General features: G+C 61.2%; 21 protein-coding genes. 13 read left to right on the top strand and 8 right to left on the bottom strand.

Annotated features, from left to right (window positions below):
• Window positions 1-106 precede the first annotated feature (106 nt).
• The 4 genes from metF to JL474_RS16905 all read right to left on the bottom strand — a co-directional run bounded on the left by metF (window position 107) and on the right by JL474_RS16905 (window position 4,960).
• Window positions 107-976 carry a methylenetetrahydrofolate reductase [NAD(P)H] gene (metF, locus tag JL474_RS16920; RefSeq protein ID WP_203143013.1) on the bottom strand — a complete coding sequence of 290 codons (870 nt, stop codon included), beginning with the start codon at window positions 974-976 and terminating at the stop codon, window positions 107-109.
• A gap of 96 nt (window positions 977-1,072) precedes the next feature.
• Window positions 1,073-2,467 carry an adenosylhomocysteinase gene (gene ahcY / locus JL474_RS16915; protein WP_203143012.1) on the bottom strand — a complete coding sequence of 465 codons (1,395 nt, stop codon included), beginning with the start codon at window positions 2,465-2,467 and terminating at the stop codon, window positions 1,073-1,075.
• A 203-nt stretch (window positions 2,468-2,670) separates the two neighbouring features.
• Entirely contained in the window at window positions 2,671-3,861 is a 1,191-nt protein-coding gene (gene metK, locus JL474_RS16910; protein ID WP_203143011.1) for a methionine adenosyltransferase, read from the bottom strand.
• Between the two features lie 94 nt (window positions 3,862-3,955).
• A complete protein-coding gene (locus JL474_RS16905) occupies window positions 3,956-4,960 on the bottom strand; it encodes an ArsR/SmtB family transcription factor (RefSeq protein WP_203143010.1) in 1,005 nt (334 codons plus the stop codon).
• 372 nt (window positions 4,961-5,332) lie between these two features.
• On the opposite strand from JL474_RS16905, the gene tkt reads away from it, so the two are divergent.
• The 6 genes from tkt to JL474_RS16875 all read left to right on the top strand — a co-directional run bounded on the left by tkt (window position 5,333) and on the right by JL474_RS16875 (window position 12,310).
• Window positions 5,333-7,333, top strand: coding sequence for a transketolase (gene tkt, locus JL474_RS16900; RefSeq protein ID WP_131483249.1), 2,001 nt, complete (start codon window positions 5,333-5,335; stop codon window positions 7,331-7,333).
• Window positions 7,334-7,436: 103 nt separating this feature from the next.
• Window positions 7,437-8,465, top strand: coding sequence for a type I glyceraldehyde-3-phosphate dehydrogenase (gap, locus tag JL474_RS16895; RefSeq protein ID WP_203143009.1), 1,029 nt, complete (start codon window positions 7,437-7,439; stop codon window positions 8,463-8,465).
• 53 nt (window positions 8,466-8,518) lie between these two features.
• Window positions 8,519-9,679 carry a phosphoglycerate kinase gene (locus JL474_RS16890; protein ID WP_203143008.1) on the top strand — a complete coding sequence of 387 codons (1,161 nt, stop codon included), beginning with the start codon at window positions 8,519-8,521 and terminating at the stop codon, window positions 9,677-9,679.
• Window positions 9,680-9,720: 41 nt separating this feature from the next.
• The gene (gene fba, locus JL474_RS16885; protein ID WP_123635070.1) at window positions 9,721-10,785 is read left to right on the top strand and encodes a class II fructose-bisphosphate aldolase; all 1,065 of its coding nucleotides are present in this window, start codon (window positions 9,721-9,723) and stop codon (window positions 10,783-10,785) included.
• 219 nt (window positions 10,786-11,004) lie between these two features.
• On the top strand, window positions 11,005-11,961 hold the full coding sequence (locus tag JL474_RS16880; RefSeq protein ID WP_123635071.1) for a DnaJ C-terminal domain-containing protein: 957 nt from the start codon (window positions 11,005-11,007) through the stop codon (window positions 11,959-11,961).
• 10 nt (window positions 11,962-11,971) lie between these two features.
• On the top strand, window positions 11,972-12,310 hold the full coding sequence (locus JL474_RS16875; protein ID WP_123635072.1) for a chaperone modulator CbpM: 339 nt from the start codon (window positions 11,972-11,974) through the stop codon (window positions 12,308-12,310).
• A gap of 4 nt (window positions 12,311-12,314) precedes the next feature.
• Here the strand turns inward: JL474_RS16875 and JL474_RS16870 are convergent, their stop codons facing one another.
• Complete coding sequence (locus tag JL474_RS16870; protein ID WP_203143007.1) at window positions 12,315-13,295, bottom strand: NAD(P)H-dependent flavin oxidoreductase; 981 nt, start codon at window positions 13,293-13,295, stop codon at window positions 12,315-12,317.
• 151 nt (window positions 13,296-13,446) lie between these two features.
• On the opposite strand from JL474_RS16870, the gene JL474_RS16865 reads away from it, so the two are divergent.
• From JL474_RS16865 to JL474_RS16850, 4 genes are all read left to right on the top strand, one after another.
• Window positions 13,447-14,178: a DsbA family protein gene (locus JL474_RS16865; RefSeq protein WP_203143006.1), complete on the top strand. Its 732-nt coding sequence runs from the start codon at window positions 13,447-13,449 to the stop codon at window positions 14,176-14,178.
• Window positions 14,179-14,381: 203 nt separating this feature from the next.
• A complete protein-coding gene (locus JL474_RS16860) occupies window positions 14,382-14,933 on the top strand; it encodes a porin family protein (RefSeq protein ID WP_203143005.1) in 552 nt (183 codons plus the stop codon).
• Window positions 14,934-15,065: 132 nt separating this feature from the next.
• A complete protein-coding gene (gene trhO / locus JL474_RS16855) occupies window positions 15,066-16,064 on the top strand; it encodes an oxygen-dependent tRNA uridine(34) hydroxylase TrhO (protein ID WP_203143004.1) in 999 nt (332 codons plus the stop codon).
• Window positions 16,065-16,185: 121 nt separating this feature from the next.
• Complete coding sequence (locus tag JL474_RS16850) at window positions 16,186-16,944, top strand: DUF481 domain-containing protein (RefSeq protein ID WP_203143003.1); 759 nt, start codon at window positions 16,186-16,188, stop codon at window positions 16,942-16,944.
• 7 nt (window positions 16,945-16,951) lie between these two features.
• Here JL474_RS16850 and JL474_RS16845 read toward each other — a convergent pair whose 3' ends face one another.
• The 3 genes from JL474_RS16845 to JL474_RS16835 all read right to left on the bottom strand — a co-directional run bounded on the left by JL474_RS16845 (window position 16,952) and on the right by JL474_RS16835 (window position 21,263).
• Window positions 16,952-17,896, bottom strand: coding sequence for a YbgA family protein (locus tag JL474_RS16845; protein ID WP_203143002.1), 945 nt, complete (start codon window positions 17,894-17,896; stop codon window positions 16,952-16,954).
• Window positions 17,897-17,959: 63 nt separating this feature from the next.
• Window positions 17,960-20,185, bottom strand: a complete 2,226-nt coding sequence (locus JL474_RS16840) for a glycosyltransferase (protein ID WP_203143001.1) — start codon at window positions 20,183-20,185, stop codon at window positions 17,960-17,962.
• Window positions 20,172-21,263 (bottom strand): lysylphosphatidylglycerol synthase transmembrane domain-containing protein, encoded by a 1,092-nt coding sequence (locus tag JL474_RS16835; protein WP_123635080.1) that lies wholly within the window; start codon window positions 21,261-21,263, stop codon window positions 20,172-20,174. Before JL474_RS16835 ends, JL474_RS16840 begins: the two co-directional genes overlap by 14 nt.
• A 348-nt stretch (window positions 21,264-21,611) precedes the next feature.
• On the opposite strand from JL474_RS16835, the gene JL474_RS16830 reads away from it, so the two are divergent.
• The 3 genes from JL474_RS16830 to JL474_RS16820 are packed head-to-tail and all read left to right on the top strand — an operon-like array spanning window position 21,612 to window position 25,495.
• Window positions 21,612-22,439, top strand: a complete 828-nt coding sequence (locus tag JL474_RS16830; RefSeq protein WP_203143000.1) for an HAD-IIB family hydrolase — start codon at window positions 21,612-21,614, stop codon at window positions 22,437-22,439.
• Between the two features lie 39 nt (window positions 22,440-22,478).
• Complete coding sequence (locus JL474_RS16825) at window positions 22,479-23,723, top strand: glycosyltransferase family protein (protein ID WP_123635082.1); 1,245 nt, start codon at window positions 22,479-22,481, stop codon at window positions 23,721-23,723.
• A 26-nt stretch (window positions 23,724-23,749) separates the two neighbouring features.
• Window positions 23,750-25,495, top strand: a complete 1,746-nt coding sequence (locus JL474_RS16820) for an alpha-amylase family glycosyl hydrolase (RefSeq protein ID WP_203142999.1) — start codon at window positions 23,750-23,752, stop codon at window positions 25,493-25,495.
• Window positions 25,496-25,660: the final 165 nt, after the last annotated feature.

The raw sequence follows: 25,660 nt of genomic DNA, 5'->3' as shown, positions 1-25,660 counted from the left end.
TATGGAAAGTCAATTTTGAAGACATCGACTGAAGTCGTATTGACGGGTTTTCTGGCAGGAAAATTGCCCGGCCATGGAGACCCGGCCGGGCGCAGGATAGCGACGATCAGAACGCGATCTTGTCGCGCTGGGCCAGGCCCAGATTGTTCCAGATGCTCACGCTGGCGTTGGCCTGGTTCAGCGTGTAGAAGTGCAGGCCGGGAGCGCCTGCGTCCAGCAGCTTCTCACACATGCGCGTGACGATTTCCTCGCCGAACTGGCGGATGCTCTCGCTGTCGTCGCCGTAGGCTTCCAGCTGTTTGCGGATCCAGCGGGGAATTTCGGCCCCGCACATCTCCGAGAAGCGCGCCAGGTTGGTGTAGTTGACGATGGGCATGATGCCCGGCACGACCGGAATGGTGATGCCCATCTTCTCCAGTCGGTCGATGAAGTAGAAATAGCTGTCGGCGTTGAAGAAGTACTGGGTGATGGCACTGTTGGCGCCGGCGTCCACCTTGCGGGCGAAGTTCTTCAGGTCTTCCTCGGCACTGCGCGCCTGGGGGTGAAACTCCGGGTAGGCGGCCACTTCGATGTTGAAGGTGTCGCCGGAATGCTCGCGAATGAAGCTCACCAGTTCGTTGGCGTAGCGCAGTTCGCCGGCTGCCCCCATGCCCGAGGGCAGGTCACCGCGCAGAGCGACGATGCGGTTGATGCCGTTGTCCTTGTACAGGTCCAGCAGCTCGGCAATGCTCTCGCGGGAACCGCCCACGCAGGACAGGTGCGGAGCGGTGGAGATGCCCTGTTTATGCAGGCTGAGCACCGTGTCGATGGTGCGGTCGCGAGTCGAGCCGCCGGCGCCAAAGGTTACGGAGAAGAAGTCGGGATTCACTTCGGCCAGCTTGTCGCGGACGACCTGGAGTTTTTCCTTGCCCTGATCCGTCTTGGGCGGGAAGAACTCGAAGCTGAAGCGTCGCTTGAACTGTTTCTGGGATTCCATGGGATTGCTCTGTCACTGTCGGCGCAGCCCGCGGCCGCGCCGTACTTCACTGTTGGGCAGGCGGGCGCCGCAGCACCCGCACTCCGTGGGACCGGATCAGTACTTGTAGGAGTCCGGCTTGTACGGGCCTTCCACATCAACGCCGATGTATTTGGCCTGCTGCGGCGTCAGCTTGGTGATGGTGCCACCGAAGCCTTCCACCATGGCGCGGGCCACTTCCTCGTCGAGGTGCTTGGGCAGAACCTGGACGTAAACGCCTTTCGCACGGGCGTCTTCCGGCAGGTCGGCAAAACGACGCTCGAACAGGTGCATCTGCGCCAGGACCTGGTTGGCGAAGGAGCCGTCCATGATCCGCGACGGGTGACCGGTGGCGTTGCCCAGATTCACCAGGCGGCCTTCGGAGAGCAGGATCAGGTAGTCGCCGGCGGCCTTGTCACGGTGGATCAGGTGCACCTGCGGCTTGATCTCTTCCCACTCCCAGTTCTTGCGCATGTAGGCGGTGTCGATCTCGTTGTCGAAGTGGCCGATGTTGCAGACCACGGCGCCCGCCTTGATGTTCTTCAGCATGTTGGCGTCGCAGACGTTGACGTTACCGGTGGTGGTGACCAGCAGGTCGGTGTTCTGCAGCAGGTCGCGGTTGATGGCGGCCTCAGTGCCTGTGTTGATGCCGTCGACATAAGGAGAGACGACTTCAAAACCGTCCATGCACGCCTGCATGGCGCAGATCGGGTCGGCCTCGGTGACCTTCACGATCATGCCTTCCTGGCGCAGGGAAGCGGCTGAGCCCTTGCCGACGTCGCCGTAACCGATGACCAGCGCCTTCTTGCCGGACATCAGGTGATCGGTCGCGCGCTTGATCGCATCGTTCAGGCTGTGACGACAACCGTACTTGTTGTCGTTCTTGGATTTGGTGATGGCGTCGTTGACGTTGATCGCCGGCACTTTCAGGGTGCCTTCGCGCAGCATTTCCTGCAGGCGATGCACGCCGGTGGTGGTCTCCTCGGTAACGCCGTGGCAGTTGGCCAGGATGTCGGCGTATTTCTCGTGGAGCAGGGCAGTCAGGTCACCGCCGTCGTCCAGGATCATGTTCGGCTCCCAGCCGTCCACGTCTGCACCCACGGTGCGCTCGAGACACCAGTCGTACTCTTCATCGGTTTCGCCTTTCCAGGCAAAGACCGGAATGCCCTGAGCGGCGATGGCCGCCGCGGCGTGATCCTGGGTGGAGAAGATATTGCAGGAAGACCAGCGAACCTCGGCACCCAACGCCACCAGCGTCTCGATCAATACCGCGGTCTGGATGGTCATGTGGATACAGCCCATGATCTTGGCGCCGGCCAGCGGCTGCTCGCCCTTGTACTTGTTGCGCAGGGCCATCAGCGCGGGCATCTCGCTCTCGGCGATCATGATTTCCTTGCGGCCCCAGTCGGCCAGGGAAATGTCACGGACCTTGTAGTCCTGGTTTGAATTCAGTTGTTCAGCCGGTGTGCTCATTGTCTGTGCTCCTGGTTCTGGTGACGTTGCCGCGACAATCGCCGCAACGCGATGATTCGTTGTTGGCTCCCCTCTCCCCTGGAGGGAGAGCGGCCGGGGGAGAGGGGGGATTCGAACGGCAGAGTGGCCTGCTCCCCCCTCTCCCCAAACCCCTCTCCCTCCAGGGGAGAGGGGCTTTAAAGGGCGTTGCTCAGACGCTGGAATCAGATACCCGCAGCATCCTTCAGCGCGGCGGCCTTGTCCGTCTTCTCCCATGGGAAGGCGGTGAAGGTCTTGCCGCCGACCGTCATCTCATACGGCTCGCGGCCGAAGTGGCCATAGGCTGCAGTGGCACGGTACATCGGGTGCAGCAGATCCAGCATGCGGGTGATCGCATACGGACGCAGGTCAAAGTGCTGGCGGACCAGCTGGACAATCTTGTCTTCCGTGATCTTGCCGGTGCCGAAGGTGTTGATGGAGATGGAGGTCGGCTCGGCCACGCCGATGGCGTAGGAGACCTGGATCTCACAACGATCCGCCAGGCCCGCAGCGACGATGTTCTTGGCCACGTAACGGCCGGCGTAAGCGGCGGAACGGTCGACCTTGGACGGATCCTTGCCGGAGAACGCACCACCACCGTGACGGGCCATGCCGCCGTAGGTGTCGACGATGATCTTGCGACCGGTCAGGCCACAGTCACCCACCGGGCCGCCGATCACGAACTTGCCGGTCGGGTTGATGTGGAACTTGGTGTCCGCGTGCAGCAGCTCGGCCGGCAGCACGTGCTTGACGATCAGCTCCATCACCGCGTCTTTCAGGTCCGCCTGGCTGACGTTCGGGTCGTGTTGGGTGGACAGGACCACGGCATCGATGCCGGTCACGCGGCCGTTCTCGTAGCGGCAGGTGACCTGGCTCTTGGCATCCGGACGCAGCCACGGCAGCAGGCCGTTCTTGCGCGCTTCGGCCTGGCGCTCCACAAGGCGGTGGGCGTAACAGATCGGCGCCGGCATCAGCACGTCGGTTTCGTTGCTGGCGTAGCCGAACATCAGGCCCTGGTCGCCGGCGCCCTGGTCTTCAGGTTTCTGGCGGTCGACGCCCTGGGCGATGTCGACGGACTGCTTGCCGATGATGTTGATCACGCCACAGGTGTCGCCATCGAAGCCGACGTCGGAGGAGGTGTAGCCGATGTCCTTGATCACCGAGCGCACCAGGTCTTCCAGGTCGACCCAGGCGGAGGTGGTGATCTCGCCGCCGACGATCGCCACGCCGGTCTTGACCATGGTTTCGCACGCGACACGGGCGTTGGGATCTTCGGTCAGGATGGCGTCCAGAACCGCATCGGAAATCTGGTCGGCCAGCTTGTCCGGATGACCTTCGGACACGGACTCGGACGTGAAGATGCTGTAGTCAGACATGCTTGCGAATTCCTTTTTGTTCAGGCGGCTTATCGCGCCGCAACATGTTGATGAAACAAAGGGTTTAAACAACGTGTGGTTGAAGGTTACGCCATCACTGGCTTTCCGGTTTCCGGAATTCACGAACCTGAATCTGGAAACCGTTTCTCAATCCGATAAAGAGGGTTTCACCGGTCTCCAGACCGGCATCACGGGCCCAGGCGCTCAGCTCTTCGGGTTCAAAACCCAGCCAGAGATCGCCACAGTTGGCCTTGGCCCAGTTCTGGTCGTGGCTGCACAGATCGCTGATGACGAGATAACCGCCACCGCGCATCAGCGCCGCCGCGTCCACGAAAATGTCCGCCGGACTCGGGACGTGGTGGAGGACCATGTTCGCAACCACCAGGTCGAAGCCACCGGTGTGTGTTGACCGGAGACGGTCGGCCGTCCCTTCGATCAGCACCACATTGCCCAGGCCGGCATCGTCGCAACTGGCCTGCGCCTTGGACAGCATGTCGCGGGAATTATCCACCGCCACCACCTGCTCGCTGACCCGGCTCAATTCCGCCAGGAAGGCGCCTTCCCCGGGGCCGATTTCCAGGCTGGTCCGCCAGCGCTGTCCGGCGGCCTTTTGCTCGATCAGACCGGTCACAGGCTCGGCATACTGGTCAAACGCCGCAATCAACTCCTGCTGCTCCCGGAATTGTTCGGCATGCCGGGCAAAGAAGGCCTGGGACTGATCCGCCCGTTGGTCGCGGATTTCCTGGATGCGCTCGCTCAAATGCATGGGCAATACCACCTGGTCCACCAGTTCGAACACCTGATGCACCGCGCGATCGGCCAGGGACTCCACATTGGAGCGTAGCGGCCGCCGGTAGAAAATCGCGTTACCTTCCCGCTGCGGCTCCAGCAGACCCGCCTGGCTCAGCACCTTGAGGTGATGGCTCATGCCGGACTGGCGCATCTCGAAAATGCGGCTGAGTTCCAGTACCCCGAACGTATCCCGCTGCAGTACCCGCAGAATCTCCAGGCGCAACGGATCGCCGCTGGCCTTGAGAACCGGCGCCAATACATCCAGCGCAGCCGGCTGGTCGGCGGAGAGGGGGGCGATACTGTTCATGGGGTGCAGTTTAGGTGCTGTTCAAAATAGGATCAATAAATATATCAAAAAATTTTGATATAGGTCTCGAAGGGGTCGGGGATCGGCTCCGGCCAATACTTTCAGATTGCCGCTGGCGATCCCGTCGTGTGTTTCTTTTAAGCGTTCAGGCAGGCCTATTTCCAAAGCTTTCCGACACTTCGATGCCAACCTTGGCAAACTCCTTTACGCGGCGATTGAATCTTTCCCGGAATTTCCCGGGGATGCATTTGCCCATTGCCTGCCTAATCGGCGAAAATATGCGCCTTCTAGATTTCGGGCCCGGGTTCCGGTGCGGCCAACGCCGTACTGGAGTCCGCTTTGAAAGCCGTTGTATACCCTGGAGATAACTGAATGCCGTCCCGTAAAGATCTTGCCAACGCCATCCGCGCACTCAGCATGGATGCGGTCCAGAAGGCCAAATCCGGCCACCCCGGTGCCCCCATGGGCATGGCAGATATTGCCGAAGTGCTCTGGAACGATTACCTGAGCCATAACCCGACCGACCCGCACTGGGCCAACCGGGACCGCTTCGTTCTGTCCAACGGCCACGGCTCCATGCTGCAGTACTCCCTGTTGCACCTGAGCGGCTACGATCTTTCCATCGACGACCTGAAGAACTTCCGCCAACTGCACAGCAAGACGCCGGGGCACCCGGAATACGGCTACACGCCGGGCGTTGAAACCACCACGGGGCCGCTGGGCCAGGGTATTGCCAACGCGGTCGGTTTCGCTGTTGCGGAAAAGGCGCTGGCCGCCCAGTTCAACCGTGACGGCCACAACATCGTCGATCACTACACCTACGCGTTCCTGGGCGACGGCTGCCTGATGGAAGGCATCTCCCACGAAGTCTGCTCGCTGGCCGGTACGCTGGGCCTGGGCAAGCTGATCATGTTCTATGACGACAACGGTATCTCCATCGACGGTGAAGTGGACGGCTGGTTCACCGACGACACGCCCAAGCGCTTCGATGCCTACGGCTGGCAGGTGATTCCGGACGTCGACGGCCACAACGCCGAGGAAGTCCGCCGCGCCATCGAAGAGGCCCGTGCCAACACCGATCAGCCCACGCTGATCTGCTGCAAGACCATCATCGGCTTCGGCGCACCCAACAAGCAGGGCACCGAGAGCTGCCACGGCGCCGCTCTGGGTGAAGACGAAATCGTCGCCACCCGCGAGAACCTGGGCTGGAACCACCCGGCGTTCGAGATCCCGGACGACATCTACGCCGCCTGGGACGCTCGCGAAAAGGGCGCCGCAGCCCAGAAGAGCTGGAACGAAACCTTCGCCGCCTACAAGAGCGCGCACCCGGAGCTGGCCGCCGAATTCGAACGCCGCGTGAAAGGCGATCTGCCGGCGGACTTCTCCGAGAAGGCGGACGCCTACATCAACGAGCTGCAGGCCAAGGGCGAAACCGTTGCCAGCCGTAAAGCCTCGCAGAATACCCTGAACGCGTTCGGCCCGATGCTGCCGGAACTGCTGGGCGGCTCCGCCGACCTGGCCGGCTCCAACCTGACCATCTGGAACGGCAGCAAAGGCATCAACAAGGAAGACGCCAGCGGCAACTACCTCTATTACGGGGTGCGCGAGTTTGGCATGGCCGCCATCATGAACGGCATCGCCCTGCACGGCGGCTTCGTACCCTACGGCGCGACCTTCCTGATCTTCATGGAATACTGTCGCAATGCCGTGCGCATGGCGGCGCTGATGAAGCAGCGTTCCATCTTCGTGTTTACCCACGATTCCATCGGTCTGGGCGAAGACGGCCCGACCCACCAGCCGATCGAACAACTGGCGACGCTGCGGGTCACCCCCAACATGCACGTCTGGCGTCCGGCCGATGCGGTTGAATCCGCGGTGGCCTGGAAAGCCGCGCTGGAGCGCAACGACGGTCCGTCCTCGCTGGTGTTCTCCCGCCAGGGACTGCCGCATCAGGATCGTACGGCGGCGCAGGTGGCGGATATCGCCAAGGGCGCCTACGTCCTGTCCGACAGTGACGGCACACCGGACCTGATCCTGATCGCCACCGGCTCCGAAGTTGGCCTGGCCCAGGACGCCGCGGCGCAACTGCGTGAGCAGGGCCAGAAAGTCCGCGTCGTGTCCATGCCGTCCGCCGAAGTGTTCGAAGCCCAGGATGCCAAGTACAAGCAGCAGGTACTGCCGCTGGATGTCACCAACCGCATCGCCATCGAGGCGGCGGCTGAGGACTACTGGTACAAGTACGTCGGCCTGGACGGTCGCATCGTTGGCATGAGCAGCTTTGGCGAGTCCGCACCGGCCGGTGACCTGTTCAAGTTCTTCGGATTCACGGTCGACAACGTGGTCGCCGTGGCCCAGGACCTGCTGGATAACTAAGTCGTCACGATTCAGTTAAAAATCATCGTTACGATTCAAGTAAAATACAGTCGTTGGGTTGCCCTTCGACTGTATTTTTTCATCCGGGAGACGCCACTACGTCATGGCATATCGTCTGGCAATTAATGGCTACGGCCGCATCGGTCAGTGTGTTCTGCGGGCCCTTTATGAGAACGGCTATCGCGATGCGCTGCAGGTGGTCGCCATTAATGAACTGTCCGATCTCGAAACCATTGCCCACCTGACCCGCTACGACTCGACCCACGGCCGATTCCGCGGGGACGTTAACAGCAACGGCACCGGTCTGGTGGTCAACGGCGACGAGATCCAGGTCCTGCGGGCCAGCCAACCGGCGGAGTTGCCCTGGTCGTCATTGGACGTGGACCTGGTGCTCGAATGCACCGGGGCGTTCAGCGATCGCGCGACGGCCCAGCATCACCTGGACGCCGGCGCCCCGCGATTGCTGTTTTCCCAGCCGGCGGAACCCGATGTGGACCGGACGGTGGTGTATGGCATCAACGAGCAGGACCTGACCTCGGACGACCGCATCGTGTCCAACGCCTCCTGCACGACCAATTGCGTGGTGCCGGTGATCAAGGCGCTGGATGACGCGTTCGGGGTGGAGCAGGGGGCCATCACCACCATCCACGCGGCCATGAACGACCAGCCGGTGATCGACGCCTACCACCACAACGACCTGCGGCGCACCCGCAGTGCCCTGCACAACATCGTGCCGGTGGATACCGGTCTGGCGCGCGGCATTGAGCGCTTGCTGCCCAAGATGAAAGACCGTTTCAGTGCGGTGGCGATGCGGGTACCGACCCTGAACGTGTCCGCCATCGACATGACCGTGAACGTCTCCGAAAACACCGATGTGGCGACCGTGAACCGGATCATCCGGGAGGCCGCAAAAGGCTCGCTGGACGGCATTGTCGGCTACACCGACGAGCCCCTGGCCAGCGCCGATTTCAACCATGACCCGCGCTCTGTCATTGTCGACGGCGGCCAGACCCGGGTCAGCGGCGGTCGCATGGTGAAGGTTCTGTGCTGGTTCGATAACGAATGGGGGTTTGCCAACCGCATGCTGGACGTCAGTCGCAGCTGGCTGTCCCGATTCGTCGAATCCCGATAACCACTAAAAACGTTTTGACGCCTTTATCAACGCTTTGAAAAAAGGAAAGTTTCATGACGATCAAGAAAATGACCGAGCTGGATCTCGCCGGAAAACGCGTCCTGATCCGTGAAGACCTGAACGTCCCGGTCAAGGACGGCAAGGTGAGCAGCGATGCCCGTATCCGCGCGTCCCTGCCGACCATCAAGGCGGCGCTGGAAGCCGGAGCCAAAGTCATGCTGATGTCCCACCTGGGGCGGCCGGAAGAAGGCGTCTATGACGAGGCGTCGTCCATGAAACCGGTTGCGGAGCACCTGGGCGGCTTGCTGGGCCAGCCGGTGCGCCTGATCAAGGACTACCTGGACGGCGTTGAGGTTGCGGACGGCGAAGTGGTCCTGTTCGAGAACGTCCGTTTCAACAAGGGCGAAAAGAAAGACGACGAGGCCCTGTCGAAACAGTATGCCGCGCTGTGCGACGTCTACGTGATGGACGCGTTCGGTACGGCTCATCGGGCCCAGGCGTCGACCCACGGCGTCGCCAGATTCGCCCCGGAGGCCTGTGCCGGCCCACTGCTGGCGGCGGAACTTGAGGCGCTGACCAAGGCGCTGGAAACCCCGAAAGCCCCGGTTGTAGCGATTGTGGGTGGCTCTAAAGTGTCCACCAAGCTGGATGTGTTGAACGCCCTGTCCAAAATCTGCGACCAGATCATCGTCGGCGGCGGCATCGCCAATACCTTCCTGGCGGCGGCCGGGCACCCGGTGGGCAAGTCCCTGTGCGAGCATGATCTGGTCGACACCGCCAAGGACATCGCCAGCCGCGTGAAGATTCCGCTGCCGGAAGATGTGGTTGTCGCCGGTGAATTTGCCGAAGACGCCAAGGCCACCACCAAGTCCATCGACGAGGTGGGCGAGGGTGACATGATCCTGGACGTCGGCCCGAAAACGGCGGCGCACTTTGCAGAGCTGCTGAAGTCCGCCAACACGATTCTCTGGAACGGTCCGGTCGGCGTGTTCGAATTCGACCAGTTCGGTGAGGGCACCAAGGCCCTGGCCAACGCCATTGCCCAGAGCGACGCCTTCTCACTGGCCGGCGGCGGCGACACTGTGGCGGCCGTTGACAAGTACGGCGTGAGTGACAAGATTTCCTATATATCGACGGGCGGTGGCGCCTTCCTGGAGTTCGTGGAAGGCAAAACCCTGCCCGCCGTCGCGGTGTTGGAAGAGCGCGGCGCTTAAATCCCGAAACCTGAACCGAATTCCTTCGAGGAGATGATTCAATGGCCCTGATTTCAATGCGCCAGCTGCTGGACCACGCCGCCGAGTACGGCTACGGCGTGCCGGCTTTCAACGTCAACAACCTGGAACAGATGCGCGCCATCATGGAAGCGGCGGACAAGACCGATTCCCCGGTCATCGTCCAGGCCTCTGCCGGTGCACGTAAGTACGCCGGTGCACCGTTCCTGCGCCACCTGATCCTGGCGGCGGTGGAAGAATTCCCGCACATCCCGGTGGTCATGCACCAGGATCACGGCACCAGCCCGTCCGTGTGCCAGCGCTCCATCCAGCTGGGCTTCAGCTCCGTGATGATGGACGGCTCCCTCGGTGAAGACGGCAAGACCCCGACCGACTACGAGTACAACGTCGACGTCACCCGTCGTACTGTGGAAATGGCCCACGCCTGTGGCGTGTCCGTGGAAGGCGAGCTGGGTTGCCTGGGCTCCCTGGAAACCGGTCAGGCCGGCGAAGAAGACGGCATTGGCGCGGAAGGCACCCTGGATCACAGCCAGATGCTGACCGATCCGGAAGAAGCCGCCGACTTCGTCAAGAAGACCCACGTGGACGCCCTGGCCATCGCCATCGGCACCAGCCACGGCGCCTACAAGTTCACCCGTCCGCCCACCGGCGACATCCTGGCGATCGACCAGATCAAGAAGATCCACGCCCGCATCCCGGACACGCACCTGGTCATGCACGGCTCCAGCTCCGTGCCCCAGGATTGGCTGCAGATCATCAACGAGTTCGGCGGCGAGATCCCGGAAACCTACGGTGTGCCGGTTGAGGAGATCGTCGAAGGTATCAAGCACGGCGTGCGTAAGGTCAACATCGACACCGACCTGCGTCTGGCGTCCACCGGCGCGATCCGTCGCTTCCTGGCCCAGAACACCGCCGAGTTCGACCCGCGCAAATACCTGAAGGAATCCGTGAAGGCCATGAGCGAAATCTGCATGGCCCGCTACGAAGCCTTCGGCACTGCCGGCAACGCCAGCAAGATCAAGGCGATCAACCTGGAAGAGATGTTCGGGCGCTACGAGCGCGGTGAGCTGGATCCGAAGGTGAATTGATCCTCCTGTTGCGATGACTGAAAGCCCCGGGCGCTTCACGGCCCCGGGGCTTTTTCTTTGCTGATTCATTGACCCGCATCAATCCCGCCCCCTATGCGAACAAGCCCTCATCACCGGATACTTGTATTCCGCTGATTCGGAACAATTATTGATCAATAAACAAATCGACTACGCTTGCATGAGGTAAGCGCAGACTCATCCGGAGGGTGCGAATCCAGTATGGAATTCAAGGACTACTACGCGACATTGGGCGTCAAAGAAGACGCGTCGCCCGATGAGATCAAGAAGGCCTACCGCAAGCTGGCGCGCAAGTATCATCCCGACATCAGCAAAGAGGACAAGGCCGAGGACAAGTTCAAGGACGTCGGCGAAGCCTACGAGGTGCTGAAGGATCCGGAGAAGCGCGAGGAATACGACCAGCTGCGCAAATACGGCGCCGGGCGCGGCGATCATTTCGAACCGCCGCCCGGCTGGCAGAGCTCGTCCCGCTTTGGCGGTGGCGGTTACACCGAAGCCGATGCCGGCCAGTTCAGCGATTTCTTTGAGTCCATCTTTGGCGGCGGCGGTCGTCATGGCGGCTTTGGCGGATTCCGTCAGAACATGCGCATGCGCGGCGAGGACGTGCATGCCAGGCTCGCCCTGTTCCTCGAAGAAGCCTACAACGGTTGCGAAAAGCAGGTGAGCTTCGACGTCACCGAGTCCGACAGTCAAGGCATGCCGTTGCGGCGCAACAAGACCTTGAAGGTGAAAATTCCCGCGGGCATGTCCCAGGGTCAGCACATTCGCCTGAAAGGCCAGGGGGCTCCGGGATTTGGCGGCGGCGAGCCGGGTGACCTGTTCATTGAGGTGGAGCTGGCGCCTCACCCGGTCTTTACCGTCGAAGGGCGTGACCTGATCATGAAGCTCCCGGTGACACCCTGGGAAGCGGCGCTGGGAGCGGAGGTCACGGTGCCGACACTCGGCGGCAAGGTGAAGGTCAAAGTGCCCAAGGGCGCCACCGCGGGTAAGAAGCTGCGTCTGAAAGGCAAGGGGCTGCCCGGCAAGACGGCCGGCGACCAGATCGTGGTGCTGCAGATCGCTGTGCCGCACAAGCACACCGACGACAGCGAAGCCCTCTATAAGCAACTGGCTGAGGCGGAGAAGGGATTCAATCCCCGCGCCCATCTGAAAGTGTAACGGAGCATCGATTGTGAAGACCGAAACAAGCTATCAGGTGGAAATACTCGACCAGCGCACCCGGTTTACGCTGCGGGAAGTGTGCGAGCGCAGCGATGTGCATGCGGAGTTTGTGGTCAAACTGGTGAATTACGGCGTGATTGCGCCTATCGACGAAGGTCCGGCCAGCACCTGGGCGTTCGATGCCATGGCGCTGGCCCGCCTGCGCAAGGCCCAACGCCTGCAACGGGACCTGAAACTGAACGTGCCGGGCCTGGCCATGTCCCTGGATTTGCTGGACGATGTCGAGCAGCTGCGCCGGGAGGTGGCCCGGCTGAACCAGCAGCTGCGTCAGTTTATGGAAGACTGACCCGTCAGGCGCTGAAGTACCGGGCGCTGAGCTGCGTCATGGCGTCCCGGTATTCGCCGCGGAGACGGCCAATCAGTTCTTCGACTGTCAGCACATCGTGAATGGCACTCACGCCCTGGCCGGCGGACCAGACCGTTTTCCAGGCCTTGGCCTCGTCGTCCACGGGCTTGAGCTTCTCGCCGTAATCGATGGCGCCGGGCTGGTTGAGCTTGTCCATGGGATAGCCGGCTGCTTCCAGGCTCTGGCGCATGAAGTTGGCGGGAATGCCGGAGACCGCCGGCGTGTGGATGATGTCGCCGGAAACTGCCTCCAGAATCATTTCCTGATAGGCCTGATCCGCCCGGGATTCCCGGGTATTGATAAAGCGGGTGCCCATGTAACCCAGATCGGCGCCCATGGCCTGGGCGGCCAGCAGATCTTCACCGCGCGACAGGCAACCGGCCAGCAGGATGGTGCCGTCGAACACGTCCCGGATTTCCTTGACCAGAACCATTGGATTGGTGGTCCCGGCATGGCCACCGGCTCCTGCGGATACCGCGATAATGCCATCGACACCGGCCTCGGCGGCTTTCCTGGCATGCTTCTGGTTGGTGACGTCGTGGAACACCAGCCCGCCGTAGCTGTGTACCGTGTCCACCACATGGCTGGCGGCACCGAGGGAGGTAATCACGATCGGTACGCGATGCTGCTTGCACAGGGCCAGGTCGGCTTCCCAGCGTGGGTTGGTGCGGTGCACGATCAGGTTTACGGCATAAGGAGCGACGACGCGGTTGGGCTCGGCCTCACGCAGCCCTGAGAGCGTGTTGTTCATCTGGATCAGCCAATCCTCGAAGCCCTGGCTGGACCGTTGGTTGAGGGCCGGGAAACTGCCCACAATGCCCTGGCGGCAGCATGCCAGTGCCAGCTCCGGTCCGGAGATGAGGAACATGGGTGCGGCGATCAGGGGCAGGCTGAGCTGATCTTTCAGCGCGGCAGGTATGGGCACGGGGCGATCCTCTTATTATGCTTGTGGCGCAGGTCAGAAGGGGACGTTACCCCAACCTGTGCCGGTCGTCTATTGTAGCGGATAGCCGGTGGTGTAAGCTGGTTTCCAGCGGAAGACACGGGATAGGAACCCGAATAAGGAGACAAGAAAAATGGGTGAGGCAAAACGGCGTCAGGCCACAGGGAAGCGCAGTCCTGTTTCGGAGCGCAAGCATCATCGCACGTTGTTGTTTGGCGCGGCTGCCGCTGTCGGCGTTCTCGTCCTGATGGCGTTGTTGTGGTGGGTCACGCAACCACCGGGGGCGGGCTCTGACGAGCTGCCCGTGGCGACCAGCAATCGACCTTTCCCATCCACGTATGATGCCGTCGGCGTCTCCATCGGTGCAGCCGATGCGCCCATTGTGGTGCGCGAATTTGCCGACTACCAGTGTCCGGCCTGCGCCCGCTTTGCACCGGCCTCGGAGAAGCTTCGCGACACTTACGTGAAAGAGGGCAAGGTGCGCCTGGTGTTTTTCGACCTGCCCCTGCGCCAGCACAAGAATGCCATGCCCGCGGCCTTGGCTGCCCGCTGTGCCGCCGACCAACAGGCGTTCTGGCCGATGCAGGACAAACTCTATGACAGCCAGTCCGACTGGGAGGGCCTGTCCGATCCGGTTCCCGCCTTCACCCGCTATGCCGATGAGCTGGGGCTCGACAGCCGTCGCCTGTCCCGCTGCATCGAAACCGACCTGCACCGGGATGTGATCAACCAGAGCGTCGGCGTCTCCCAGAAAATGAAAGTGGCCAGCACACCGACCGTCTACGTGAACAACATCCGCCTGACCCGCCCGGGCTGGGCGCAGCTGGATGCGGTGATTAAGCGGGAACTGTCCGGGCAGCCGTAGTCGTTTCTGACTGGTAGCGCTCCCGGAGACTATATCTGTGGCACTACATTCTGTGATTTGGACCGACAGCTTTTACGTTCTATGACGCTTGTTGGCTGGCGAGTTCCTGTCGCCTTGAATACCATAACCGCGATTTCGTGACCCGTACCGTTAAGAGTGGGGCATGAAACGATACATAAGGTATTCAACGATAAGGATCAGTCATGAAAAAAAGCGCTATCGCTGTGCTGGCAAGCGTTCTCTTCTCTGGACACGTGCTGGCTGATGACGCCCAGCCCAAGGCCTATCTGGGCCTGAATTACCTGGCGGCTCAATATGAAGAAGACGGCGTTGACGATACTCTGGATCTGGGCGCCATCTATGTTCAACTGGGTGCGCAGATCAATCCCTACCTTGCTGGCGAACTTCGTGTTGGCTCGGGTGTGACCGACGATTCCACGACCATTTACGGAGTGGATGCGAGTCTCGAGCTCAAGAACCTGTTCGGCGGCTATCTGAAAGCGGGGATTCCCACCGGAACCTTGATTTACCCATACGTAATCGCGGGTTTTACACGTGCGGAACTGGAAGTGAGTGCCTCTGACGGCTATTACAGCGCCTCTAACTCGGATTCCGGATCAGATGTCTCATACGGTGCCGGTATCAACCTGAATATCACCGACAACGTTGCGGCCAATATCGAGTACATGCAGTACTACGACAAAGACGGCGTTGAAATTGCCGGCCTCTCCCTTGGTGGTCAGTTCAAGTTCTGATCTCTGCCGTGAAGGCACCGTGATACATCGGTGTCTTCCGCAAGACTCTTCTTTCTCCTGTGTGCATTGGTTAGAATTCGCCCTCTGTTAACCCATGCTCCGGATTTACGGTCCGGCCCGCAGGAGAAGAAAATGAACGATGTTGTTGTCTGCGCGTTGTATAAATTCACCGCGCTGGAAGATTATGAGCGTCTGCGCGATCCCCTGCTGACGCTGCTCAATACCCACGATGTTCGCGGTACCCTGCTGCTGGCTCGCGAAGGCATCAATGGCACCATCGCCGGTTCCCGCGCCGGTATCGATGCGGTCAAGGACTGGCTGGCTGAAGACAGCCGTTTCGATGGTGTCGATTTCAAGGAATCCTTCGTCGATATCCAACCCTTTAAACGCACCAAGGTGAAGCTCAAGAAAGAGATCGTCACCATGGGCGTGGAAGATATCGATCCCCGCCGTACCGTCGGTACCTACGTCGACCCCAAGGAATGGAATGCACTGATTTCCGACCCTGAGGTCGTGCTGGTCGACACCCGCAACCAGTACGAAGTGGAAGTCGGCACCTTCCGCAATGCCGTCAACCCGGCCACCGACACCTTCCGGGAATTCCCGGAATACGTGGCCCAGAACCTGGACCCGCAGAAACACCGCAAGGTCGCCATGTTCTGCACCGGCGGTATCCGCTGCGAAAAGTCCACCGCGTTCCTGAAGGAGCAGGGCTTCGATGAGGTCTATCACCTCAAGGGAGGCATCCTGAAGTACCTGGAAGACGTACCTGAAGAGGACAGCCTCTGGGAAGGCGAGTGTTTTGTGTTTGACGACCGGGTGACCGTTAATCACAAACTCGAGCGGGGTGGCTACGATCAGTGCCACGCCTGCCGGCGTCCCATTACCGATGCGGACAAGGACCGACCCGAGTACGAGCAGGGCGTCAGCTGCCACCAGTGCATTGACGACCTGACGCCCGAGCAGCGCGCCCGGTTCGCCGAGCGCGAGAAGCAGATCCGTCTGGCCCGTCAACGCGGCGAGTCCCACGTGGGTGGTGAAGCCGCCGCCGTGATTGCCGAACGCAAGGCCGCCAAGCGTGCAGAGCGTGCCCGTCAGGCCGAGCAGAGCCGTCAGGGTGAGCAGGGCTGATCTGCCCTGATTGTGTGCCTGTCTCGACTATCGACTTTTCCTGGCTGTCCCCCATCGTGTTTCATAGGCACGTTTGGTGCATAACCATCAAGTACGATGAAAGGTGACGAAAGGAGTTGGCATGCGAGTGAGTAAACAGGTTCTTCTGGCGACGGTCGTGGCGTCAGCATCGCCCGTCGCCCTGGCGGAGGATGCCGGAGTGCCCTGGAAAGGCGAGGGTGAATTGGGTGTTCTGATCACCGAGGGCAACAGTAAGTCCACCAATATCAACGCCCGACTCGCCCTCAAGCACGAAGTGGAGAAGTGGCGTAATACCATGGAGTTGCGCTCGGTTTATGCAGAAGCCGAGGACGATGAGACCGGGGAAGACGAAACCACCTCCGAGAAATACAACGCCCAGGCCGAAACCAACTACAAGTTTGATGAGAGGCAGTTCTGGTTCCTGCGGGGCGCCTACGAGGATGACCGGTTTTCCGGCTACGATTTCCAGTCCTCTGCCAGTACCGGTTACGGTAACCGGGTCTGGGAGCAGGGTGAAAAATCATTTCTGGAGCTCAAGGCCGGTGCCGGTTATCGCTACAATCAACTCCAGGAACCGGACGAAAATGGTAACGATGCCGAAAAAGGGACCATCCTGCGCTTCGCCGGAGCCTTCAACTACGCGCTGTCTGAAAACGCCCTGTTTATCCAGGAGCTGAGCACGGAAGTGGGGGTCCAGGATGGCAAGGCCACGTCGGAGTCTTTAACCGCACTGCAGGCGAATGTCGTCGGCAACCTGTCCATGAAGCTCGGCTATCGCGTCAAGCACGAGTCTGAAGTGCCGCCGGGTACCGAAAAAACCGACACCGAAATCTCTCTCGCCCTCCTGTACGGCTTCTGATCACCGTCTAGATGGTGTTCCTCAGGCCCAGCTCCTCCGGGTAAGGGGCCATGTATTCCTGCCGGTCCAGGTATTCCCCGGGCTGGCGGCGATGGGCCATACGCAGTAACGACATGGGCACGATCAGCGGAACCTCCGAACGCTGATAAGCGTTGATCTGCTCGCTGATCTCGGCCCGGTCACTGGCGCTCAACGTCTCCCGCAGGAAGCCCATCATGTGCTGCATGACGTTGGCGTGGGCGCCCCGGCTGATGTGCTTCTTCATGGTGCTCATGAACAGCTCGATGTAACGGCCGGCCACCACGTCCACAGGTTCCTGCTTCTGGTTAGCGATCAGCCGGCCGAGTTCCCGGTAGGAAGGCTCGCAATGGGCCATCAGCTGGAATTTGTGGCGGGTGTGGAACGCCACCAGTCCAGCTCGGGTAAAGCCTTCGCTCTCCATCCGTTTCCAGTCGTCGTAGGCAAAGACCCGCTCAATGAAGTTTTCCCGCAGGTGGCTGTCGTGCAGCCGGCCTTCTTCTTCCACGGGAAGCAGGGGATAGGCGTTTATCAGCGCCTCCGCAAACAGGCCACGGCCGTCCCGGTGAATCGTTCGGCCCTTGTCGTTGTGCACCTTGATGCGTTCCATGCCGCAGCTGGGCGATTTGGCCATCAGGATATAGCCACGCAGATCGTCCAGGCCGGGCAGGGCGCTCCCGATCCACTCCTGCATGGCATCCGTGTGGTCTGCGGTCCCTTTGGACTCGATCAAACGTACGGCATCGCCGTCCTGACGTAATTGAATGGCGGGGCGGGGCACGCCCAGGCCGGCTTCCAGTTCCGGGCAGAGCGGTCGGTAGTCAAAGTAGCGGGCCAGCACGCCGGTGCAGAAACGAGAGTGCTTGTGACCGCCGTCGTGGCGGACGTTTTTGCCCAGCAGGCAGGTACTGATACCGACGGGAATTTTGCTCATGATGTGCCAGCCCTTTCAACGATTGCGTATGGAGAACTGATACGTGGTCCGGCCTGCAGCCGATCAGCGGCCTTTGCGTTTGTGGTAGTCGGCCAGCACCGTGGCGTAGATTCCTTCCACGTCGTAGGCGAAGTGATCAATGGAATAGTCCCGGGCGAAGGCCAGGGCATTCTCGGACAGGCGTTGGTGCAGTTCCGGATCATCCATCAGGTGCTGCACCGCACGGCGCCATTTCTCCCGATTGCGGGGCGTCTTGAACCCGTTGTAGTCATCCCGGACCACATCGTCGATGCCGCTGGAACGGACCGCGACCACCGGCATCGCCGCGGCCATGGCCTCCAGGATCACCATGCCCTGGGTTTCCGACACCGAGGCGAACAGGAAGGTATCGCCCAACTGGTAGTAGGTCGGCATGTCGTCCGGCGGGACGGCGCCCACGAGAATGAAGGTGTCCGAGAGCTTCAGGTCGTCGATTTTCTGCTGCAGGCGCTGGCGCTCATGGCCGTCGCCGATCATCAGGAACCGGAACGGGCGCTCACTCTTCGCTTTCAGGCTGGCGATGGCCTCAATCATGAAGTCGATGTTCTTCTCGGTGGACAGGCGCGAGACGCTGACAAACACGTGCTCGTCGTCGTGAATGTCCAGTTTGCGGCGCAGCCTGGCGACGTCTTCATCAGACACCTGCTGGAAACGCTCGAACTCGATCCCGGTGGGTTGCACGAAGGCGAGGGATTTCACGCCGATCATGCGCAGGTATTCCTCCGCCGAATACGTCGGCACGATCACCCCGTCACACTTGTTGGCGAAGCGTTTGATCAGCGCGTGGGAAATCAGGTTCCGGAAGATCTTGCCGGGCAGCGGCACGAAGTGGGCGTAGTGCTCCAGCCGCGTGTGGTAGGTGTAGACCGCCGGCACCTTCAGGCGCCGCGCCATCCAAAGGCCCAGTGAGCCCAGCCAGAAGGGGTGGTGCAGGTGAATCAGGTCGGGCTTGAAGGCGCGCACTTCCCGGCGGATCCGACCCAGGAAAATGTTCGCCAGCCGGAACTCGCTCTGGGCCCCCATGCTCACCAGCGACGGCACTCGCAGTACGTGGTCCTCATCCGGTTTCTGGTCGCGGTAGCTGGGCGCCACGATGCGGACCGGGTGCTTCAGGGCTTCCAGCCCCCGCCGCAGACGCTCGATCGACAGGGGCACGCCACCGATGAACGGCAGGTAGTTGTTGGTGAACATGACGATGCGCAGGTGTTTCTCGCGCCAGGGGGACGGATCCAGGTCGAAGTCCGGGTAGTAGTCCCGGTCCACGAAAATCAGCGAGTAGAGCTTGATGGTGATCAGCCCCAGGATGCACAGGAACAGGATGAAATTGACGTAGCCCACGTAGAACAGCGAGTGGATAAAGAACCACAGGCTTTCCAGCTGTTTGAAAATCGGGTGCTGGCCGATATCCAGCCGTTCCAGCGTGGTGTTGATGCCCTCCGGTGACACGTCCACACGAACGAAGTGATAGAAGCTGGTGTCGTTGTTCAGCACCAGCCCACCGGCACCGCCGGTGATGATGTAGCGGGTCGGGCCGTGGCGCTGCTCGGAATACAGCGGCAGGTTGGCGGAGAATACGGCGTCCACATCGTATTGCCGGAAGCGCTTGACCAACCCGTCACGGAACGGCTTGTTCTGCAGGTATTCGTCCTCGTCGTCGAACAGCGTGTCCTGGTTGGTCTTTTGCAGCGGCTCACCGATGAACACGAAGCGGTGCTGGCTTTTGTCCTGCTTGAACAGGTCATCCAGCCAGCGCAGCTGCCAGCGCCAGGAGGTCTTGCCCGTGGCGTCGAGGAACACGAACAGGCTGTTGCCGGTGTGGAGCGAGTAGAAATAGGGGCCGAAGTGTTCGTAGAAGCGGAAGCTGCCGAAGTTGCTGAATTCGTTGTCGCCGAAGGTCAGCAGGTAGGGCACGTGGAGCCGGCTGAGGGTGCGGAAGATGGCTCGGTATTTGTCTTCACCGCCACTGCTCACGGCGTTGCCCGCGGAGATCACGAAGTCCACGTCGGCGTCGTTCAGCATCGGGATGATCTTGCGCTCGAACACCCCCACCGAATTGTTGATGTTGCCCACCACCGCAAAGCTGTAGGAGTCCTGACCGTCCAGGGACTGGTGCAGCCGGTCGATCTGGTCGGTGTGGACGCCTTCGTAGTTGGGCTCGAAAAAGTCCAGATAGATCTTGTAGCCGATCACCAGAATGACGGTCAGCAGGCAGAGGTAGAACAGCGCCTTGAGCGGTTTACGTTGGATCATCCCCGGTCCTTGTGAGCGCGGCATCCGCCTCCCGACGCTGGCGGCGTCCGGCCGACAGCTCCACCTGCATCAGGATCAGTCCGATGATCATGCCCAGGTAGATCGTCAGGAACCGCCAGGCAATGGTCACCAGCACCAGGTGGCCCGGACTGAGCAGCGTTCTGAAAAAGGTACCGAAAACCCCCTCGGAAATGCCAGAGGCGCCGGGGGTCGGGGCGAAATACATCACGAATGTGGTCACGAACAGCAGGCCCAGGACCGTCAGGTAATCCACATCGTACCCCAGTGTCAGCATCAGCAGGGCAGGAAATGAAAACAGGCTGATCAGGAACGTCAGGGTGAACAGCACCGACAGCGCGACACAGTGGCGTGGCCCCCTGAGATAGACCTTGAACGCCCGTGAGAAACGGGTCATCTCCCGCTTCATATGGAACTGCCAGCGCTTGTGCCGGCGCGGGCCGATCAGGTGAGCCCGTCGCAGGCCCTGCAGTACCTGTGTCAGCAGCAGGATCAGCCAGCGGGTGCGCCAGAGCACCACCGCAAAAAAGCCCAGGTAGAGGGCAATAAACACCGCCAGCAACTCGGAAACCCGGCCGATGATGGCGCGGCCCTGCAGCGCATCAAGCCAGAGCAGGCAGGCCGGCGTGACCGTAAAGATGAAGGCGATCGCCAGCACGGTCCGGATGGTGGTCGCCGCGGTGGCCGTCCCCAGCCGGACGCCGTGTCGCCGCAGGTACCAGATCTGTGCCACGCCGCCGCCGGTGGCCATGGGGGTGACGTTGGAGAAAAAGATATTGATGAAAACCAGCCGCACCATGTGCCGGAACGGAATCGTGTGCCCCAGGGCCCGCAGCGTGTAGTAGAGCCGAAGACCATCCGACAGCCAATAAACCAGCAACAGAAGGAGCGCCCCGACCAGGAACCAGGGATTGAGCAGCCGCTCGTCGAACTGGAAATTGCGCTCGGCGAACTGCGAATAGATGGTCCAGGTCCCGGCTATGCTGAAGAGAAGAAACAGCAGCGTGAAGCCGGCCAGACGCCATCCGGAACCTTCGGGTTGTTGTCGGGACTCGGCCATGAGGGCTCTCTGTGTGGGTGCAGCGGAAGTGTACTGCGAGTGCAGGGGGCACTGGCAAGTCTCTGAGACATCAAGAAATGTGGAGTATGTGCTGGATTCGGGCGGGAATGACCGGCGTGCGCCATCACGAAACCCCGGCCGGTGCGGATCCGCCGATGGCGCCTGAGCCGGGATGGCGCTGACAATCAGCAGGTTACAAAACTGTCAGGCGCACCAGGCCGGCTTCTGGCGTCCCCCTTGCATAGGTCGCTTCGGGGCGGTGGGGAACCACCGTGGGAAACACCGATCATCAATGGATGAGATCACGTCCCGGCACCACGGCTCGGGGCGTTTATGAGGAGAAAGGCCATGTCACGGCTGGTTATCTTTACCGACCTCGACGGCACCCTGCTGGATCACCATACCTATACCGCAGAGCCGGCGCGTCCGGCCTGGGAAGCGGCCGAGGCGGCCGGCGTTCCCTGCGTCTTCAACACCAGCAAGACCCGGGCGGAAGTCGAACAGCTGCAGGAAAAACTGGGCCTGCACGAACCCTTTATTGTCGAGAACGGCGCGGCCGTCTGGTTCCCGGGGGACACGGAGTTGCCGCTGCCGCCCGACGCCCGGCCCACCGATGGCCTGTACTGCAAACTGTTGTCGATTCCCCGTACGGAAATTCTCGAGATCCTGGCGCCGCTGCGCCACCGCTTCCGGTTCCGCGGCCTGTCCGATATGGGTGTCAACGAGCTGATGGAGCGCACAGGGCTGGAGCGCCAGCAGGCCATCCTGGCGTCGCAGCGGGAGTTCAGCGAGCCGCTGGTGTGGATGGATACCGAAGATGCACTAAAAGAGTGCGCCGAGGCACTGGACGCGCTCAATCTGCGCCTGGTGCGCGGCGGCCGTTTCCATCATGTGATTGGTGCCTGCGATAAAGGGCAGGCCATGAGTTGGCTGCTGGCGGTCTACCAGAATGCCTTCGGAGACGCCATAACCTCCATGGCGCTGGGGGATAGCGAGAATGATGTGGACATGCTGTCGGCCTCGGACATCCCGTTTCTGGTGCGCTCCCCGGTGCATGCACCACCAGAGATCCCGGATCGGCCCGAAGTGTGCATTACCTCTCACTGTGGCCCCGAAGGCTGGGCGGAAGCGGTGACTTCCGTACTGGAGCAGGAGGGCATAACAGCGCCGCGATAACAACGTTCAGGTAAGGCGCTCGACAAAGAGGATAAGGCTATGGGTGATTTCTACCAGAACGGCATTGTGACCACGCTGCACAACCTGTCACGTCGCCCACTGGAGGATCTGGAAGCGGAGTTGGTGAAGTTCTCGAAGGTGCGGCCGATGGCGCTGATCCTTCCGTGCCTCTACTCGGAACTGGAAACCGAGGCCATGCCCCGGATCCTCGAACACCTCAAGCAGGTGCCGTATCTGAGCGAGATCGTGATCGGCCTGGACCGGGCCAATGAAGCGCAGTACCACCACGCGCTGGAATTCTTCTCGGCCCTGCCACAGCGCCACAGGGTCCTTTGGAATGACGGCCCAAGACTGCGCCAGATCGACAAGGAGCTCAAAGGCGAGGAGCTGGCACCCAACGAACCGGGCAAGGGGCGCAACGTCTGGTTCTGCATGGGGTATGTGCTTGCGTCCGGTCGCGCGGAATCCATTGCGCTGCACGACTGCGACATCGTCACCTACGACCGGGAACTGCTGGCACGCCTGATCTACCCGGTCGCCAACCCCAACTTCAACTACGAATTCTGCAAGGGCTTCTACGCTCGTGTGGCCGAGGGCAAACTCAACGGCCGGGTCAGCCGGCTGCTGGTGACACCGCTGCTGCGGGCCCTCAAGAAGGTACTCGGTAATCTCGACTACCTGGATTACTTGGACAGCTACCGGTATCCGCTGTCCGGCGAGTTTTCCTTCCGCAAGGACGTCATGACCGATATCCGCATCCCCAGCGATTGGGGCCTGGAAATCGGGGTGCTCAGCGAGATGAAACGCAACTACAGCACCAACCGGCTGTGCCAGGTGGATATCGCCGATTGTTACGACCACAAGCACCAGAACCTGTCGCCGGAAGACGATAGCGGTGGCCTGTCCAAGATGTCCATCGACATCTCCAAGGCGATCTTCCGCAAGCTGGCCACCAACGGCATCGTGTTCAACCAGGAGTCGTTCCGGACCATCAAGGCGACCTATTTCCGCATCGCCCTGGATTTCGTGGAAACCTACCGCAACGACGCCGAGATCAACGGCCTCAAGTTCGACGTGCACCAGGAAGAACAGGCGGTGGAGCTGTTCGCCCGCAACATCATGAAAGCCGGCGTGTACTTCCTGGAAAACCCGATGGAAGCCCCGTTTATCTCCTGCTGGAACCGGGTGGCCAGCGCCTTCCCCGGTGTGATGGACCAACTGCACGATGCCGTCGAGAAAGATCTGGAGGAACACATTCCCAAGAGCAACGCTCGACGGTCCTGAGGATGAATGAGCAGAAGGACTCACCCATGAACGACCCAGAGGCCCTACCTTCGCTGGCGCAGCGTGTTCAGGCCCACTTGCAGTGTCTGTATCCGGCGGAGGATATCGACGCGCTGGCGACTCGCTGTCTCGAGGTGTTCGGCGTGGCACCGGACGCCCCGACGCCCGGTCCCCATCGCAACAACTGGGGGCCCGGCACGGCGATGCTGATCACCTACGGGGATTCGGTGCGCCGGGACGGGGAAGCGCCGCTGCAGACCCTGACGCAATTCTGCCGGGCCCATTTCGCCGGCATGATCTCGACCGTCCACGTGCTGCCGTTCTTCCCGTACAGCTCGGACGATGGCTTCGCGGTGATGGACTACACCACGGTGAATCCGTCGCTGGGGCAGTGGGAGGATCTCACCGAGCTGTCCCGCAGCTTTCAGGTGATGACGGATCTGGTGATCAACCACTGCTCCAGCCGCAGCCTCTGGTTCGAGAACTACAAGGCCGGCCGGGATCCGGGTAAACGTTACTTTGTTGAAGTGTCGCCGGACGAGGACCTGTCGGACGTGGTCCGGCCCCGAACCTCGCCGCTTTTGCGGGCGGTGGAAACGGTCGGCGGTGAACGGCACGTGTGGTGCACGTTCAGCCACGACCAGGTGGATTTGGATTTTGCCAACCCGGATGTGCTGCTGGAATTCCTCGGCATCATCAAGCTCTACATGGACCGCGGCATGCGCTGGTTCCGGCTGGATGCGGTGGCCTTCCTGTGGAAAACCATCGGCACCCCGTGCATCAACCTGCCGGAGACCCACGAGGTCATTCGACTGATCCGCCTGCTGGTGGAACACCGGGATCCGGACGCGGTGATCATCACCGAGACCAACATCCCCAACCAGGAGAACCTGACCTACTTCGGCAACGCCAACGAAGCCCACATGATCTATAACTTCTCGCTGCCGCCGCTGCTGTTGCACGCCATGCTCAGCGGGAACGCCCAGCACCTCAAACACTGGCTGATGACTATGCCGCCGGCGCAGCAGGGCACCGCCTACCTCAATTTCATCGCCTCCCACGACGGCATCGGCCTGCGTCCGGTGGAAGGGCTGCTGACCGACGACGAGCGGGACCGGATGATCGAGACCCTGGTCCAGTCCGGTGCCCGCATCACCGCGCGGACGGGGGCCTCCGGCGAAGTGCGGCCCTATGAAATCAACATCAGCCTGTGGAACGCCATGGCCCGGACCGAAACGTCTGGCGAGAACGACGGCCTGCAGTTCGCCCGCTTTATCTGCGCCCACGCCATCATGATGGCGCTGGAGGGCATGCCCGCGTTCTACATCCACAGCCTGCTGGCCACCGAGAACGACGAGGCCCGGGTGGAACACACCAGCCAGAACCGCTCCATCAACCGCCACGTGTGGGATGCGGACGAGCTGGACAAGCTGCTGGAAAGCGACACGCACCACCGGGACGTGTTCAAGGCCCTGCGCCGCCTGCTGGCCATCCGCACCCGGCAAGGCGCGTTTCACCCCAACGCCACCCAGTACACCCTGCACCTGGGCGATGGGCTGTTCGCCTTCTGGCGGCAGAGCATCGACCGCCGGCAGAGCATATTCGCCATCCATAACATCAGCGGGCAGGCGCAGGTATTCAATCTATCGGAACTGAATCTGATCGTGACGGATCAGTGGAAGGATCTGGTGAGCGGGGAGTCGTTCGAGGACCGGATGAAGCCGGTCACGTTGGAGCCTTATCAGTTTATCTGGTTGAGTAATCGGGATTGAGGCGGGGTTTTCAAGAGGTCCCTGAAAAATGTAGCCGACGCTTCAGCTTCGGAGCAGGCCCGCGGCCTGCCGGGATCAACCCGGGGCACCTTCGGAGCCTCAGGGCGTAGGTTGGGCTGACGCAGGAAGCCCAACAAACCCGGCTTATGGCCAATCTCATCCAAT

Origin of the sequence: Marinobacter mangrovi, from assembly GCF_016798325.1 — a bacterium.
GTDB lineage: Bacteria > Pseudomonadota > Gammaproteobacteria > Pseudomonadales > Oleiphilaceae > Marinobacter_A > Marinobacter_A mangrovi.
Note: the sequence above shows the minus strand (reverse complement) of the source record. Positions and strands in the feature narration are given on the sequence as shown.

What these genes read in the sequence shown, in the direction of transcription:
- metF (WP_203143013.1), bottom strand. Translation starts at nt 976, where the DNA reads ATGGAATCCCAGAAACAGTTCAAGCGACGCTTCAGCTTCGAGTTCTTC.
- ahcY (WP_203143012.1), bottom strand. Translation starts at nt 2,467, where the DNA reads ATGAGCACACCGGCTGAACAACTGAATTCAAACCAGGACTACAAGGTC.
- metK (WP_203143011.1), bottom strand. Translation starts at nt 3,861, where the DNA reads ATGTCTGACTACAGCATCTTCACGTCCGAGTCCGTGTCCGAAGGTCAT.
- JL474_RS16905 (WP_203143010.1), bottom strand. Translation starts at nt 4,960, where the DNA reads ATGAACAGTATCGCCCCCCTCTCCGCCGACCAGCCGGCTGCGCTGGAT.
- tkt (WP_131483249.1), top strand. Translation starts at nt 5,333, where the DNA reads ATGCCGTCCCGTAAAGATCTTGCCAACGCCATCCGCGCACTCAGCATG.
- gap (WP_203143009.1), top strand. Translation starts at nt 7,437, where the DNA reads ATGGCATATCGTCTGGCAATTAATGGCTACGGCCGCATCGGTCAGTGT.
- JL474_RS16890 (WP_203143008.1), top strand. Translation starts at nt 8,519, where the DNA reads ATGACGATCAAGAAAATGACCGAGCTGGATCTCGCCGGAAAACGCGTC.
- fba (WP_123635070.1), top strand. Translation starts at nt 9,721, where the DNA reads ATGGCCCTGATTTCAATGCGCCAGCTGCTGGACCACGCCGCCGAGTAC.
- JL474_RS16880 (WP_123635071.1), top strand. Translation starts at nt 11,005, where the DNA reads ATGGAATTCAAGGACTACTACGCGACATTGGGCGTCAAAGAAGACGCG.
- JL474_RS16865 (WP_203143006.1), top strand. Translation starts at nt 13,447, where the DNA reads ATGGGTGAGGCAAAACGGCGTCAGGCCACAGGGAAGCGCAGTCCTGTT.
- JL474_RS16860 (WP_203143005.1), top strand. Translation starts at nt 14,382, where the DNA reads ATGAAAAAAAGCGCTATCGCTGTGCTGGCAAGCGTTCTCTTCTCTGGA.
- trhO (WP_203143004.1), top strand. Translation starts at nt 15,066, where the DNA reads ATGAACGATGTTGTTGTCTGCGCGTTGTATAAATTCACCGCGCTGGAA.
- JL474_RS16850 (WP_203143003.1), top strand. Translation starts at nt 16,186, where the DNA reads ATGCGAGTGAGTAAACAGGTTCTTCTGGCGACGGTCGTGGCGTCAGCA.
- JL474_RS16845 (WP_203143002.1), bottom strand. Translation starts at nt 17,896, where the DNA reads ATGAGCAAAATTCCCGTCGGTATCAGTACCTGCCTGCTGGGCAAAAAC.
- JL474_RS16840 (WP_203143001.1), bottom strand. Translation starts at nt 20,185, where the DNA reads ATGATCCAACGTAAACCGCTCAAGGCGCTGTTCTACCTCTGCCTGCTG.
- JL474_RS16835 (WP_123635080.1), bottom strand. Translation starts at nt 21,263, where the DNA reads ATGGCCGAGTCCCGACAACAACCCGAAGGTTCCGGATGGCGTCTGGCC.
- JL474_RS16830 (WP_203143000.1), top strand. Translation starts at nt 21,612, where the DNA reads ATGTCACGGCTGGTTATCTTTACCGACCTCGACGGCACCCTGCTGGAT.
- JL474_RS16825 (WP_123635082.1), top strand. Translation starts at nt 22,479, where the DNA reads ATGGGTGATTTCTACCAGAACGGCATTGTGACCACGCTGCACAACCTG.
- JL474_RS16820 (WP_203142999.1), top strand. Translation starts at nt 23,750, where the DNA reads ATGAACGACCCAGAGGCCCTACCTTCGCTGGCGCAGCGTGTTCAGGCC.